Origin of the sequence: Desulfobacula sp. (genome assembly GCF_030145145.1) — a bacterium.
Classification (GTDB): Bacteria; Desulfobacterota; Desulfobacteria; order Desulfobacterales; family Desulfobacteraceae; genus Desulfobacula.
Map to the genome: position 1 here is coordinate 54,836 of NZ_JAQYWD010000017.1, position 14,080 is coordinate 68,915.

Here is a 14,080-nt window from a genome sequence, read left to right on the forward strand (position 1 = left end):
GAGAACAACCTTATCAGGTCGTGTCAATCCTTTAAGGTTATGTGTGATTATTCGTAGTGTGTCCACATTCGAAGAACTTTAACCACTTTTTCTTCACGAAGTATCTGATAGACTATTCGATGCTGTATATTAATTCTACGAGAGTATGCTCCCAATAAGTCACCAATTAGTTTTTCATAAGGAGGTGGTGCTTGAAATGGATTTTCTTTAAGTATGTCAATTAAGGAAAGTGCTTTTTTTTTGAGACCAGCGCTTGCCAATTTTTTTGCATCTTTTTGAGCCTGCTTTGTAAAAACAACCTGCCACTTCACCAGTCAAGGTCCTCGGAACAATCTTCAATGGGAGTTTTAAACCCTTCAATTATAGACTCTCTCATTCCAGGTATATTTACGAGGAACATTGTTTCCTGGATCGCTTTCCAGTCACTTTCTGAGAGAAGGACAGCATTCCCACGCTTACCGGTGATTGTAATAGGTTCATGAGTAGATGAAGTTTCATCAATTAGTCGGTATAAATTTTTTCTTGCTTCTGTTACAGATAATGTTGCCATGTTGCACCTTTAAATTTTGTTTGCATATAAAGTACGTCATTCCGTACGCATTGTCAAGTTTTTACACATAAATAATAGCAATTCAATATGAAACATCAGGGTGTGGTCAAGAAAATGCCAAAATGAGAATGGCTGTTAATTCGTGTGGGTCCCTGGATATTTGCCTGAAAAATCAACATAAAAAGATCGTATGGACGTCATGTCGGCATTCACGTCCCCTGAAGGAAAGAATACCGGGCCGATCCCGACTTTTTTCTGTTGGTAATCAATGAATCCTAAAACAATGGGAACGTTTGCCTGGCAGGCAATATGATAAAATCCTGTTTTCCATTTCATGGTTTTTCCCCGGGTGCCGGAAGGGGCAATGGTAAGGATCAGTTCCTCAGATTTTTCAAATGCATTGGTCATGGTTTGAACCATATGGCCCTTTTCCGAACGGTCAACAGGTATGCCCCCCAGCCGTTTTAACAACCCGTGAAAGGGCCACCTGAACATGGTGTTTTTCGCCATCCAGTGAACGGGAAATTTGAGCTTAAAAATAATGAGCAGGAAAAATACAAAATCCCAGTTTGATGAATGGGGTGCGGCAATGAGGACAAATTTTTTCATATCCGGTATTTTTCCGCTGGTCTTCCATCCTAGTATGTAAAGTGAGGCGCTTGCAAACCAGTAAAAAATTGGTTCCAATAACCGATTGTTCAGTAAGGTTGGTTTCACTGTAGTCTATCCATTATATTAAGAATCAAATAGATCATCCTATACTCAATTTTCGATGTTGGCCATTTATGCCTGGGCCGTCTATTAAAGCTGAAGACCAAATTTAAATTATATATAAACAAATGGTTGTGCCGGTAAAGGGGATGATGTCTCTTTTACATTATTAATACAGAGACCCGGGCGGCGGGAGGCACCACCCTGTCATAAGGTGTGCCGGGAATGTTTGAACAGCAATGGGTTTGATCAAAATTAAAATAAGGCAAATTTGAAAATTAAGTTTATAAAATAAGTTGATATTAGGAGTTATGGTTTCGATAGTTATAAAAAAATAAGAATTTTCCTTATAAAATTAAAATTAATGCTTGACAATGATTTATGGATTTGATTAGGTGAAAGAAAATAGATTACAAACCGTTTATTTTGTATCTGTTTTTTACATTGATGGTCTTAAGTTTTACGAATTATTAAACTGTTATATAGAGGAGAAAACCATGCCAATCAAAGAAAACACCTTGATCCTTGACGGTTACACATTAACTCTTGAAGAACTCATAAAAGCCGGGGATGACCTGTCGATCAAAGTTGAGGTTGACGAAAAAAACTGGCCCAAGATTCGTGAGTGCAGGACACTGGTTGAAAAATGGGCCAATGAAGAACAATGTATCTATGGTGTCAATACCAGTTGCGGTGGCTTGGTTGACTATCTTTTGCCCAGAGAAAGAGATAATGATTTTCAGAAAAATCTTGTCAGGAGTATTACCACCCAGGTGGGTAAACCCTTTGAAGATACCATGGTCAGAAAGTTTATGATAGCCAGGGCCAATTCTCTGTGCCGCGGTTTTTCCGGTATTAAAGAAGTGAATTTAAAAATTTATCTGGACATGATTAACAAACAGGTCTTTCCCCTTGTTCCCAGAAAAGGGTCCCTGGGCACCAGTGGTGACCTGGGTCCTTTAGGCTGCATCGCAAGTGTTGCCTTTGGGGAATGGAAAGCACGATATAAAGGAGAAGTCCTGTCCGGGAAAGATGCAATGGCTGCTGCCGGTGTGGAGTTGATGTATCTTAATGCAAAAGAGGGACTTTCTCTTATTAATGGCACTTCCGGAATGGTGGGCCTTGCCTGCACTGTTATAATGGAAGCGACCAATACATTGAAAAATTCTGATATTATCGCTGCTTTTGCCATTGAAACCCTTATGGGAAGATATAATCCTTTTGATGTGAGAGTTCATGAACAAAAATATCACCCGGGCCAGTATGCGACGGCGATGAATCTGACCAAGCTTTTAGCCGGTAGTGGTCTGGCCATTGATGAGCAGGAACTGTCGTTGAAACTTCAGTCAACACTGAAAGAACATAAAGGGGTTTCCGTGGCGGATATCCCGGTGGAAGATGCTTACTCTATCCGGTGTACGCCTCAGTTTGTAGGGCCGACAAAAGAAGCGGTACAACACGCCCACGAAGTTCTTTTCAGGGAACTCAATTCCAGTAATGATAATCCATTGATATTTACGGAATGGGACACATTTATTCATAATGGACATTTTCACGGTCAGCCCATCTCCTTTGTAATGGACTGCCTGGGCATCGCCATGGTGAACCTGGGCGTTGTCAGTGACAGAAGAATCGACCGGTTTATGGATGAACACCATAGTACGGGTCTGCCACCATTTCTGTGCAAAGAAGACACTGGTGTCCGCATGGGCCTTATGGGCGGTCAGTTCATGACAACCTCTCTCGTAGCAGAGAACAGAACACTTGCCGTTCCGGCTTCCATCCAGTCCATCACATCAACAGCAGATTTTCAGGATATTGTCAGCTTTGGTCTGATTGCCGGAAGAAAAGCCAGAAAAATTGTTGAAAACACCAATCATATCCTGTCTTTTGAGTTGATGTGTGCCGCCCAGGCCGCAGATATCAGAGGGGTAGAAAAACTGAGTCCTGCAGGAAAAATTCTGCACAAAGCGGTTCGTGAAACCCTTCCGTACCTGGATCATGACAGGGTTTACATTGATCACCTTGAAGAATTGAAAGCAAGAATTGAATCGGGTGAGTTTGTTGAAAAAATTGAAAAAGAAGTTGGCGAGCTGTTGATCGTTCATACTAGAGAAAAATAAAATAACAATACAAAAAAATAATAAAATAACGAGGACGACACCATGATTGAAGAACAAATTGAAAAGAAAATTGCAGATGCGTATATGGAAAAGTTTCCACTTTCCAGAGAGCATCATGAACGACTGATCAATTATATTCCCGGTGGTGCAACCAGAAGCTTGAGTTATTTTAAACCCTATCCCATTCATATTGATTATGGACAGGGTGCCTATGTTTATACCCATGAAGGGCATAAACTCCTTGATGTTACCAATGCCTATGGCGCCATTGTCCATGGGCATGGTGACCCGGATGTGGTCAAGGCAGTCCAGGACGGCATTGTAAGGGGGTCTCAGTACTCTACCCCCACGGATGGGCAGTATAAACTGGCAAAACTGTTGTGTGAACGGGTGCCGGGGTTTGACAAGGTCAGGTTTCTGAATTCCGGAACCGAAGCCACCTTATTTGTCATGAGAACTGCCCGGGCCTATACCGGAAAAGACAAGATCCTTAAAATGATCGGCGGATTTCATGGCACCCACGATAGTGTGGCCGCATCAACGAAAAAAAATGTTATTACCGCCGGCATTCCCTCCGGCATGACCGAAGATATGCTGGATGTACCGTTTAATGATTTTGATGCGCTGGAGAAAGCGGTCAGGGAAAATGCCGACCAGCTGGCTGCGGTTATCATGGAGCCTTTCCTGGGTGCCGGCGGGGTTGTCTTGCCCAAGCCGGGGTACCTTGAGCATGTAAGAAAAGTGACAGCGGACCATAATGTGCTGTTGATTTTTGATGAGATTTTTTCTTACCGGGTCAATACCGGGGGGTGCCAGAAGCTTTTCGGCGTGATGCCGGATTTGACGACGATTGGCAAGGTTGTAGGCGGAGGGCTCCCCATTGGCGTGTTCGGCGGCAGGGCAGACATCATGAATATTTTTTGTCATGAAAACACGGACAAGCCCTTGTATCACTCCGGCACCTTTAACGGGTATGAAACAGTAATGCAGGCAGGATATGCAGCCTTGTCAAAATATGATGAAGCAGCCGTGGCCTATGTCAATAAACTGGGGGATCAGCTCCAAAAAGGCCTTTTGGCGAGCTTTAAAACCAATGGGTTAAATATCCAGTCCAACCAGATCGGGTCCCTGCTGAACATTCATTTTGTCAATGAACCCATCACCAATGCGGCACAGGTGTTGACATCGGTGGAACAGCTTCACCGGCTGATGCACCTGTCGTTATTGAACAAGGGAATTTTTACCATTCCCAGGGGATTGTTTATTTTATCCACGGTTATCACCCCGGGAGAGATTGATTTCCTGGTGGATAAAATAGATGAAACCTTAAAAGAATTGTTGCCATTGATTGAAGAAAAATATAACCATTTGCTCGTGTAAGCGGTTTTTTCTAAAAAGATGTCCAAAAGAAGGAAATAAATGGTTTTGGATAAAATTGACAAACAGATTTTGAATACGCTTCAAAAAAATGGAAAAACAACCAATTCAAAACTGTCTAAGATTGTCGGGATTTCAGCCCCTGCAACCCTTGAAAGGGTAAAAAGACTTGAGCTTGCAGGGGTGATCTCCCATTTTTCGGCAGTCCTTGATCCTGAAAAAATCGGGTTTTCCATTGTGGCCATGGTGACGATCAGCTTGAGTTTGAGTAGTCTTTCTTCTGTGGCCGCTATAAAGGAAAAATTTACCGAGCTGGATGAAGTGATCGAGTGCTACCAGATTGCCGGTGCAAATGATTTTATCTTAAAAGTGATTGCAAAGGATATTAAAACCTATGGGGAGTTTATGAATATGAAGCTCACCCAGATCGAAGGCATTCAGGTGATTAAATCTTCTTTTGTGATTGATAATGTTAAAAAAAAGAAAGTGCTTGTGCTTGATCTGGATGAGGAATACGGGGTGTAAACGATACTATAACTTTTTTCAACAGGAGAATTAAAAAACATGGATAACAAAATAATCATCACTGCAGCCATTACCGGATCTGTTCATATCCCAACCATGAGTGATTATCTGCCCATAACGCCTGACGAGATTGTGGAAGATGCTGTAAAAGCCCATGAGGCCGGTGCTGCCATAGCCCATATTCATGTACGGAATCCGGAAAACGGGTATCCCTCGGCTGACCCCGAACTTTTCATGGAAGTCTGTTCAAAGATCAAGGCCCGATGTGATCTGGTACTGCTTCCCACAACCGGCGGCGGCATGAACCAGACCACGGAAGAAAAACTGATCCCCATAAAAAGCCTGGAGCCTGAAATGTGCTCTTTTGACCCGGCACCGTTTAATTTCGGTATTTTCCAGATTGCCGGTCGTTTCAAAGAATACAAATATGACTGGGAACCCGAATACCTTGATTTGTGCAAGAATGTAACGTTCAGACCGACATTTAATGATGATATCATCTACGGCAAAGCATTCCTTGAGATGGAGACCAAACCTGAATTCGAAATTTATGAGCTGGGCCATGTCTCATATGTTAAATGGCTGCTTGAAGAAAATTTTACCAAAGGACCGGTTCATCTCCAGTTTGTGTTTGGTCCCATGGTGGGATGGATGACCCCTTCGGTCAAACACCTGGTCCTGATTTATGATGAGGCAAAAGAAGTGCTTGGCAAAGACAATTTTACCTGGTCCGTAGCCGCTGGTGGACGATTTCAGATCCCCATTACGTCGACGGCCATGGCCATGGGCGCACAAAATGTCAGGGTTGGGCTTGAAGATTCTATCTATGCCGGTAAAGGCATCATGGCAAAAGCCAGTGCAGATCAGGTGAACATGATCAAGCGGATTGCCAAGGAAATGAGCCTTGAGCCGGCTACCCCGGATGAGGCAAGGCAGATTCTCGGGTTGAAAGGGCTTGATAACGTAAAGTTTTAATATATAGCGCATCCATTTGAGTATGAGACTGTTGAAAAGGGAGATATGAAGTAAACGGCATATAACTAATAAAACAAAGGAGAATTTCGTTGAATTATTCAGGTTACGCTTCAATTCATGCTCGGCATATTCCTGACAAGGTTTGCTTGATCGAACGCACCCCGGAAACGGGTAAAAGGAGGTCTTTCACCTGGAAGGCTTTTAATGACGAGATCAATCGAACAGCGAATTTTTTGGCAAAGGAAATGGGGGTTACGCATGGAGATTTTGTCATGCACCTTCAGAAAGATTCACTGGAATGGCTTGTTACGTATTTTGCAATCATCCGTCTGGGTGCGGTTGTTGTGCCGCTCAACTTCCGTTTTGAAAGCTCGGATATCCTTTATGCTGCCGAAGTTTGTAACCCGGATGTTTTTATTCTCGGCTCAGAATTTTTAGGTGTTGTCCAGCCGGCGCAAAGCAATCTGTCAACCGTTAAAAAATATATCTGTGTGGGCAATGATGTGCCGGATGATATGATAGATTTTAAAACCATCCAGGACTATCCGGATACGTCAGATGCACTCGTGCCGGTTGACAGGGATCACGACCTGGCCATGATGTTCACATCCGGTACCACCGGGAAACCCAAACCCGTACTTCATACCCATTTTTCAATTGGTAATACCGCCATTGGTAACGGAATGACGTATTCCGTACAAAAGGATGATAATTATTTGTTCTTTTTACCCCTCTACCACAGCGGCACCATGTTTTTATGGGCGCCTTTTTATGCCATCGGCGCCAAGGGGACTATTATCCGGGATTTCAGGGATCCAAAATGGATCGTTGAAGCCATTGCCCAGGAAAAATGCACGGATGTATTATTTGTTGTGCCCATTGGCATTGCATTACTGAATGCCATAGACAATGGCGGCTTGAACCTGGCTGACTATGATCTGTCTTCATGGAAATACATGGAGATTGGTGCCCAGCCCGTGCCGTTTGATATCATGAAGCTCCTTGTGGAAAAGCTCCCCTGCCAGGTGTCCAATATCTATGGCATCACCGAGGGCGGCGGTGGCGGCTTGTTCAACCTCTATCCTGAAGATGTCCTTTCCAGGCCCGGTTCCATTGGCAAACCCACGTTTGGTGTTGAAGCCAAAATCGTTGGCCCCACAGGCGATGAACTGTCCGATGGATCGGTGGGGGAACTGGTATTCCGTACCCCCAGAATGATGCGGGAATATTATTCCAATCCTGAAAAAACCCAGGAAACTTTAAAAAATGGTTGGCTTTATACCGGCGATCTATTAAAGAAAGACAAAGACGGGTATTTTTACATTGTTGATCGAATGAAAGATATGATTACCAGTGGCGGCGAAAATATTTTCCCCGTTGAAATTGAGGACGCGCTCATGGACCATCCTGATATAGAGGATGTGGCCTGTATCGGATATCCGGATGACCGACTGGTAGAAATTGTTCTTGCCGTGGTTCAAGTCAAAGAAGGCAAGCACTTGAGCCAGGAAGAGGTTATTGAATTTGCAAAATCAAAGATCTCGCTTTATAAGGTGCCCCGGAAGGTAATATTTGATCAGGTCCCCCGAAACCCAACAGGGAAACTGATGAAACCCCAGCTTCGGGAAAAATTTACCGGCCGCAGGGAAGCGTTTATAAAGTTAGACTGATAAAAGCAGCAATTCTCAACATGAAACATCAGGGTAGGGTCAGGCTTGCTTTATTGCGCTTTTAGACTGTTCAAGAACCGATTTGTATAAAAAGCAAAATAAAACAAGCCTGACCCGGTCAAGAAAATGTAAAAATGAGAATTGCTGTTATAAAAATCTCGCTTGAGCTTGACTTATTGCGGAACTATAACGTAAATTACAGGATCGTTGAACGTTACTAGTAAAGTGAAAATTAGTTGGATTCCAAAAGTTGAAACCGGTGCAAGGCTTTTTACGCTTGCACCACAAATTATACACTTAAATTTTAGGAAAGGAACTAAGTATGAAGCTTCGAACAGTTTTAGTATCATTGCTTGTCTTGTTGGTTGGATCATTTTTGTTTATCTCCCCGGTCGCTGCAAAGGCAAAACCGTCGCTGGACAAATGGAAACCGGATTTTGACCCCAAAGGCGCAAAGTACCGATGCATTGTTTCTAATGTGTCAACGCCGGGTTTAGTGGGAACCCTTGCCGGTTTTGAGATTCGTGATGAAGTCTGGAAACGGACAAACGGCCAGGTCTATGTGGATTTTAAACCCTATTCAATTCTTGGCGGTGAAGTCGAGGTATTGAATATGCTTCAAATGGGTGCTGTCCAGGGTATGGGTGTCAGTTCCGTGGCGTCAACCAACCTGGGCCCCAGATTCGGCATTGTAAATCTGCCTTTCCTTGTGAACTCTTTTGACAAGTTGGAAAAATTTATCGGCAATAAAACGATTTTTAATCATTTTCTCATGGCCATGGATCACCAGGGAATTACCGGACTGGATATTACCGGATATGGAAACTATGGCTGGGCCACCACCATTCCCGTTAGAAATATTGAAGATGCGAAAAAAGTAAAATTCAGGATCGCAGAAGCTGCCGTGAATCAGTTAAGCTACAGAAACTGGGGATTCAATCCTGTTTCCATGCCATGGCCTGATGTGCCGGTTGCTTTGAAACAGGGCGTCATCACCGGTCTTGATCATACGCTCACGGTCTGTAATGTGACAAAAAAGTTTGAAGTGGCCAAGTATTTTACCCAGATTAACTATGCCCAGGGATTGTTTATCTGGATTTTCAATAAAGCCTGGCTTGCCAAGCTGCCCGCCGACATCAGAGAAGCCTTTATCTCCAGTGTTCACGATATCTGTGCCCAGAGCCGAATAAAATCACTCACCGAAGAAAATACCAATATTGAGAAAGCAAAAGCAGCCGGTGTTGAATTCTTTCAGCTTTCTGACGCAGACATGGCAACCTTACTGGAGCAAAGCAAGGGAACATACGATCGATATGCCCCTGAAATCAATCAGCTTTATCCTGGCGATACCTACAAGTCAGATAATTTCTTAAAAGACGTACAGGATTTTTTACAATAAGTTAATTGATAACAGAAACTGAATAGGACTTGGTTTATGCTTGGGAAAATTTTAAAAAAACTGGACACCATTGTAACGGATATTGAAGAGTGGACCCTTTTTATTATTGTCATGGCTGCACTTTTATCTCTCTTTGCCAACGTTGTTTTGCGGTATGGATTTAACTACACCCTTGCCTGGAGTGAAGAGCTGGTACGCATTGTCATTATTTATTCAACCTTTGTGGGCGCCAGTGTTGCCGTTAAACAGCGGGCCATGATCAGGATAGATGCCATTGTCCAGATTTTCCCAAAGCTTAAATCAGGATTGACGTTTTATACCAATCTGCTGATGCTTGTTTTTGCATGGATGATGCTGTATTACGGGTATAAAATGACGTCTCTGCAGTTTGTGACACATCAAAAAACGATTATCATGCAAATACCCCTTGTCATTATTTATGCCATAATGCCCGTAATGGGCTTTATGGTATTTATTCGAACGATACAGGTCATGATTCAAGACTTCAGAGCAAAATAAAAAAGGATCCTCATGCAGATCAGTGATTTGATTATTCTATGTATTCTCCTCGGTTTTATGACAACCTATGTACCGGTTTTTTTATGCTTGTTTTTTACGGCAACCTTTGGGTTTGTCGTATTCATGGATATGCCCCTGGCCCTATTGGCACAGACGCTTTTCAGGAGTCTTGATAAATTTGCCCTGGTTGTGGTCCTGTTTTTTATCCTTTGCGGTAATATCATGAGCAAAGGAAAGACGGTTGAAAAATTGATCAACCTGGCCAATGCCCTTGTCAGCTGGCTGCCCGGGGGGCTGGGCATGGCCGGTGTCATTGGGTGCGGTTTGTTCGGCGCCATATCCGGGTCCACTGTTGCCACGGTGGTGGCCCTGGGCGGGTTTATGATACCGGCATTGATAAAAAACGGATATGATGAAGATTATACGTTGGGGTTGATGACCACCTCACCCAATTTAGGGGTTATTATCCCCCCCAGTATCAGTATGATTTTTTACTCGATGATCAGCAATGTATCCCTGGAAGGACTTTTTATTACCGGTTTTGTTCCGGGTGTGATCATTATTGCCTGTGTCTGCCTGTATACCTGGCTTCGCTACAGAAACAGAAGTGATATCAACAGATTGCCCGCACCCAGTTTTAATCAACTGTATTCAATCTTAAAAGAAGGCTTCTGGGCCATCATGCTCATTGTTATCATTTTCGGCGGCATTTTTTCCGGAATGTTTACCGCCAATGAAGCAGCGGTTGTGGCCAGTGTGTATGCGTTCTTTGTTGAATTGTTTATCTACAGGTCCATTGATTTTAAAGATGTCAAAGACATCACCGTCAGCTCTGCCGTCACCAGCGCGACCCTGTTGCTGATTGTGGCATCGGCGACCTGTTTTGGACGGTATCTGACCTTTGAAAATATTCCCAACCGGGTGGCGGAAGTGGTTGTGGCGAGCATCCAGTCCCCCATTGTCTTTTTGCTGGCCATGAACATCCTGCTGCTCATTATCGGTATGTTCATGGATATTATTTCAGCGACATTGATTCTGGGACCGGTCTTCCTTCCGCTGTTGGGACCCTTTAATGTGGATCCCATGCATTTCGGCCTCATTATGACGGTAAACCTTGCCATTGGATACTGCACACCGCCTATGGGGGTGAGTCTGTTTATTACGGGATCCCTGGCAAAAAGGGATATCATTTATGTTTCAAAGGCGGTCATGCCGTTTCTGGCGATTCAGATAGGGGTACTTTTCTTTTTAACCTATTTTCCTGAAGTGGTGCTGTTCCTGCCCAGGATGTTTGGATACTTATAACTAAACTTTCGGGGTTGGCCATTTTTATATGGGGTCAGGCTTTCTTTATGGCACTTTTTACCCGTCTGGGTATGAAATCGTGATAAAAAGCACCATAAAAAAAGCCTGACCCCGCAGATTAAAGCTAAAGTGAGAAAGTTGAGTTTATAACAAGGGAGCTATTACCCTATAAAAAAGCCGGGATTCAAGAAGATGTTCATCGTCTTGAATCCCGGCTTTTGCTTTTAATTCCCAGGGGACTAAATACCTTTATCGATGATGTCCTTATCGTGCAACAGTCTTTCCTGGATGCCCCTGGAGACCTCCCAGTTTTTTTCAAAATCATTCCAGAAATCCTTGTTATCCTCTTTCCAGTCTTTTCCAAACCGCTTGTTGAAATGATTTCCCAGTTTTTCAAACAACAGTTTCCAGATGGGCTTGCCTTGATTTTTTTCTCCCAAAAGCTCGTTGAGCAATGTATCCAACTCGCTTAAATGCTCTTTTGATAGATAGGAAATCGCCCCCTTTTTAATGGATTGCATCAAGGAGTCAGGGTTCAGGGAATTGGCCGTCAACATCACCGCCGGAATATCTCTTTTTACACACTCTTCTAATAGTTGAATCCCGTTGACGCCCATAATGTCAAGGATGGCAAGATCATATCGGGTCTGGAGAATTTTTTCAGATGCGGTTTCATAGTCCTGGGCAACATCCACCGTTGCCTCATCCAGAATTTCCTGTATGGTTTCAATAACGTCCCATTCATCGTCAACAGCCAATATATGTTTGCCTTTGAGAAAAGAATCGGTTTGGGTCATTGTTTTTCTCCTTGTTAAAATATATAAAAAGGTATTGCTGGTGATTGTCTTAATATAATTCTGTCATTATACCATTCAAGCTGCAAATATTCGTTTTTTTACTTTTATTCTTAACTAAATAAAGTAATCAAAAACAGATGAAAAGTCAAGCTATTACAGGCGTTAAAGAAAATTTTCCATTAGAATAATTCCCGTTGTTTGTCCCTGGTTTTTTTGCGGGATGGCGGCTTCTTCTTTGTCTTGGGGTCAAGGCTTTTTTTTTCTAGCTCCAAAGGTTCCCATTCCCGGCAGAATGCTGTTTGGGGATGATCAGCATAAACAATCGCCATGGCATTTTCCTTGGGATGTTCAATGGTGAGCAATTCATTCAAGATCAGGGTTTTTTCCTGATTGGTGATGACCGGAAACCCATAGGGGATATTTCGATGCTTCAAGGGTTTGCCGGACGCGATTCTTTCATTAACAAAAAGGAGATGACGGGTCAGCCGGTTCTCCATGATGCTGTTGGACAACTCAATAATGGTTTCCTTGCGTTTGAGGATAGGGGCCTCAAAACCAGTATCAATCTCACATCCCAGGGAATTTCTGGCCGACGCCATGGCTGCGGCCATGGTGGTCCCGGTACCGAGAAAAGGGTCAAGAACACGGTCCCCTTTTACCGAATACATATTGATCAACCGATAGGCCAGTTCAAAGGGGAAAGCAGCACTTCTGCTTCTAGATTCCTTGTCCACCAACCCTTGACGGGTGCCTTTAATATCAAACCAGATGTCTGAGAAAAACGTATTCCTTTCTTCCCAGAAGATGGCACTCGCTCTTCTGTTCTGTTTTTCCGGGTCTCGTTTAAATTCCCGCTTGCCGCCTTTCCGGACAATCAGTATATATTCGTGTTCCAGAGTAACATAGGCCCCCGCCGGCAGCATACCCGAACCCATGAATTTATTGGGTGCATTGGTCTGTTTTCGCCAGATGATTTCAGGCAGGGCGGAAAACCCAATCTGCAGCAGATGGTGAAGAATCCTTGAATGGTTCGGGTAAATGGCAAAATTAGACTTCAGGGTCCGGGTGGCATCACCGATGTTGATGCAGGCAAATCCACCGTTTTTTAATACCCTGAAGGCTTCATCCCATACTGAATCCAATTGGTTGTGCATACGTTCAAACGCAGTACTGCCATCCTGTTTTTTAAGGGCTTTGGCAATGGCTGTATCCTGGGTGGAAAAAAGGCCATCCCACATGTCAATCATGGGATAGGGCGGAGACGTGACCACAAGGTCAATACTATTTGAGGGGATGGTATCCAGATGGCGTGAATCCTGGAAAAGCAGGGTATGGGTTGTTTGCATTGTTGACGGTTACCGTTGGTTAAATGATTGTTACTCAACTTTCGGGGTTGCCATTTTACCTGTATGGAGTATCGTATTTGACCTGTTTTTTCAAGGGATCTATTCAAATTTGTACTGTGCGACGTTTGAATTATCCTTTACACTTTTTATGAAGATTGTTATCTGTTCATAAAGAAAATCGTGTGTGATCTGAACATTATTTAACTCAACTTTCAGGGTTGGCCATTTATGCTTGGGGTCATGCCTTTCAACAGCGACGATTAAAGGGGTGTGTCATCATGAAAAAATGTTGTTCTATTGCTTGTTTCATTCTTGTGTTATCCGGTTGGTGGTTTTTGCCCCGGTCTTCCCATGCGGATGAAAAAAACGGGCTGTCTGATGGCCAGATGATTTATGTTCCGGCGTATTCACATATCTACCATGGTGATCGTGAAAGGTCTTTCATGTTGACCATCACATTAAGTATCAGAAATATTGATTTACACCATCCCATCAAAATTACCACCGTCGATTATTACGAGACACAAGGCAAACTTTTAAAAAAAATATTAAGTACGCCCCAAATTTTAAATCCCCTGGAATCCATCCGCTATGTTATACCGGAACGAGACAAAACCGGCGGATCCGGTGCCAATTTTGTGGTTGAATGGCACGCGGATCGTTTTGTGAATCCACCGATTGTTGAATCCATCATGATCGGTGCGCAATCCGGTCAGGGCATCTCTTTTCTGTCCCGCGGTCGTGTCATGATGTCGTCCAAGGACTGATACGGTGATGCGCGGC

The 14,080-nt window shown here is 43.4% G+C and carries 14 protein-coding genes; 9 read left to right on the forward strand and 5 right to left on the reverse strand.

The features are described from left to right. Positions 1–47: 47 nt before the first annotated feature. From Q1Q15_RS11355 to Q1Q15_RS11365, 3 genes are all read right to left on the reverse strand, one after another. Complete coding sequence (locus tag Q1Q15_RS11355; protein WP_300459756.1) at positions 48–311, reverse strand: Txe/YoeB family addiction module toxin; 264 nt, start codon at positions 309–311, stop codon at positions 48–50. Continuing rightward, positions 308–550, reverse strand: coding sequence for a type II toxin-antitoxin system Phd/YefM family antitoxin (locus tag Q1Q15_RS11360; protein WP_300459759.1), 243 nt, complete (start codon positions 548–550; stop codon positions 308–310). The genes Q1Q15_RS11355 and Q1Q15_RS11360 overlap by 4 nt, the downstream gene beginning before the upstream one ends. A 135-nt stretch (positions 551–685) precedes the next feature. Next, positions 686–1,267 carry a lysophospholipid acyltransferase family protein gene (locus Q1Q15_RS11365; RefSeq protein ID WP_300459762.1) on the reverse strand — a complete coding sequence of 194 codons (582 nt, stop codon included), beginning with the start codon at positions 1,265–1,267 and terminating at the stop codon, positions 686–688. 491 nt (positions 1,268–1,758) lie between these two features. Between Q1Q15_RS11365 and Q1Q15_RS11370 the strand changes: the two genes are divergently transcribed. The 8 genes from Q1Q15_RS11370 to Q1Q15_RS11405 all read left to right on the forward strand — a co-directional run bounded on the left by Q1Q15_RS11370 (position 1,759) and on the right by Q1Q15_RS11405 (position 11,154). Then, positions 1,759–3,384 (forward strand): aromatic amino acid lyase, encoded by a 1,626-nt coding sequence (locus Q1Q15_RS11370; protein WP_300459765.1) that lies wholly within the window; start codon positions 1,759–1,761, stop codon positions 3,382–3,384. A gap of 42 nt (positions 3,385–3,426) precedes the next feature. Beyond that, a complete protein-coding gene (locus Q1Q15_RS11375; protein WP_300459768.1) occupies positions 3,427–4,764 on the forward strand; it encodes an aspartate aminotransferase family protein in 1,338 nt (445 codons plus the stop codon). A gap of 39 nt (positions 4,765–4,803) precedes the next feature. Next, positions 4,804–5,286: an Lrp/AsnC family transcriptional regulator gene (locus tag Q1Q15_RS11380; protein ID WP_300459769.1), complete on the forward strand. Its 483-nt coding sequence runs from the start codon at positions 4,804–4,806 to the stop codon at positions 5,284–5,286. A 39-nt stretch (positions 5,287–5,325) separates the two neighbouring features. Next, entirely contained in the window at positions 5,326–6,261 is a 936-nt protein-coding gene (locus Q1Q15_RS11385; protein WP_300459771.1) for a 3-keto-5-aminohexanoate cleavage protein, read from the forward strand. Between the two features lie 89 nt (positions 6,262–6,350). Next, positions 6,351–7,931, forward strand: coding sequence for an AMP-binding protein (locus Q1Q15_RS11390; protein WP_300459773.1), 1,581 nt, complete (start codon positions 6,351–6,353; stop codon positions 7,929–7,931). A 322-nt stretch (positions 7,932–8,253) separates the two neighbouring features. Beyond that, positions 8,254–9,330, forward strand: a complete 1,077-nt coding sequence (locus Q1Q15_RS11395) for a TRAP transporter substrate-binding protein (protein ID WP_300459776.1) — start codon at positions 8,254–8,256, stop codon at positions 9,328–9,330. A gap of 36 nt (positions 9,331–9,366) precedes the next feature. Further along, complete coding sequence (locus Q1Q15_RS11400; protein WP_300459778.1) at positions 9,367–9,849, forward strand: TRAP transporter small permease; 483 nt, start codon at positions 9,367–9,369, stop codon at positions 9,847–9,849. 12 nt (positions 9,850–9,861) lie between these two features. Further along, positions 9,862–11,154 (forward strand): TRAP transporter large permease subunit, encoded by a 1,293-nt coding sequence (locus Q1Q15_RS11405; RefSeq protein WP_300459780.1) that lies wholly within the window; start codon positions 9,862–9,864, stop codon positions 11,152–11,154. A gap of 239 nt (positions 11,155–11,393) precedes the next feature. Here the strand turns inward: Q1Q15_RS11405 and Q1Q15_RS11410 are convergent, their stop codons facing one another. Both Q1Q15_RS11410 and Q1Q15_RS11415 read right to left on the reverse strand, forming a co-directional pair. After that, positions 11,394–11,951 carry a response regulator gene (locus Q1Q15_RS11410; protein WP_300459783.1) on the reverse strand — a complete coding sequence of 186 codons (558 nt, stop codon included), beginning with the start codon at positions 11,949–11,951 and terminating at the stop codon, positions 11,394–11,396. Between the two features lie 179 nt (positions 11,952–12,130). Then, the gene (locus tag Q1Q15_RS11415; protein ID WP_300459786.1) at positions 12,131–13,297 is read right to left on the reverse strand and encodes a site-specific DNA-methyltransferase; all 1,167 of its coding nucleotides are present in this window, start codon (positions 13,295–13,297) and stop codon (positions 12,131–12,133) included. Between the two features lie 278 nt (positions 13,298–13,575). Here Q1Q15_RS11415 and Q1Q15_RS11420 point away from each other — a divergent pair, with 278 nt between their 5' ends. Next, positions 13,576–14,064 (forward strand): DUF3124 domain-containing protein, encoded by a 489-nt coding sequence (locus Q1Q15_RS11420; protein ID WP_300459787.1) that lies wholly within the window; start codon positions 13,576–13,578, stop codon positions 14,062–14,064. The last annotated feature ends 16 nt before the right edge of the window (positions 14,065–14,080 follow it).

Excerpts from the sequence above, each read along its gene's own strand:
- Q1Q15_RS11360 (WP_300459759.1), bottom strand. The coding sequence starts at position 550 with ATGGCAACATTATCTGTAACAGAAGCAAGAAAAAATTTATACCGACTA.
- Q1Q15_RS11370 (WP_300459765.1), top strand. The coding sequence starts at position 1,759 with ATGCCAATCAAAGAAAACACCTTGATCCTTGACGGTTACACATTAACT.
- Q1Q15_RS11375 (WP_300459768.1), top strand. The coding sequence starts at position 3,427 with ATGATTGAAGAACAAATTGAAAAGAAAATTGCAGATGCGTATATGGAA.
- Q1Q15_RS11380 (WP_300459769.1), top strand. The coding sequence starts at position 4,804 with ATGGTTTTGGATAAAATTGACAAACAGATTTTGAATACGCTTCAAAAA.
- Q1Q15_RS11385 (WP_300459771.1), top strand. The coding sequence starts at position 5,326 with ATGGATAACAAAATAATCATCACTGCAGCCATTACCGGATCTGTTCAT.
- Q1Q15_RS11395 (WP_300459776.1), top strand. The coding sequence starts at position 8,254 with ATGAAGCTTCGAACAGTTTTAGTATCATTGCTTGTCTTGTTGGTTGGA.
- Q1Q15_RS11400 (WP_300459778.1), top strand. The coding sequence starts at position 9,367 with ATGCTTGGGAAAATTTTAAAAAAACTGGACACCATTGTAACGGATATT.
- Q1Q15_RS11405 (WP_300459780.1), top strand. The coding sequence starts at position 9,862 with ATGCAGATCAGTGATTTGATTATTCTATGTATTCTCCTCGGTTTTATG.
- Q1Q15_RS11410 (WP_300459783.1), bottom strand. The coding sequence starts at position 11,951 with ATGACCCAAACCGATTCTTTTCTCAAAGGCAAACATATATTGGCTGTT.
- Q1Q15_RS11415 (WP_300459786.1), bottom strand. The coding sequence starts at position 13,297 with ATGCAAACAACCCATACCCTGCTTTTCCAGGATTCACGCCATCTGGAT.
- Q1Q15_RS11420 (WP_300459787.1), top strand. The coding sequence starts at position 13,576 with ATGAAAAAATGTTGTTCTATTGCTTGTTTCATTCTTGTGTTATCCGGT.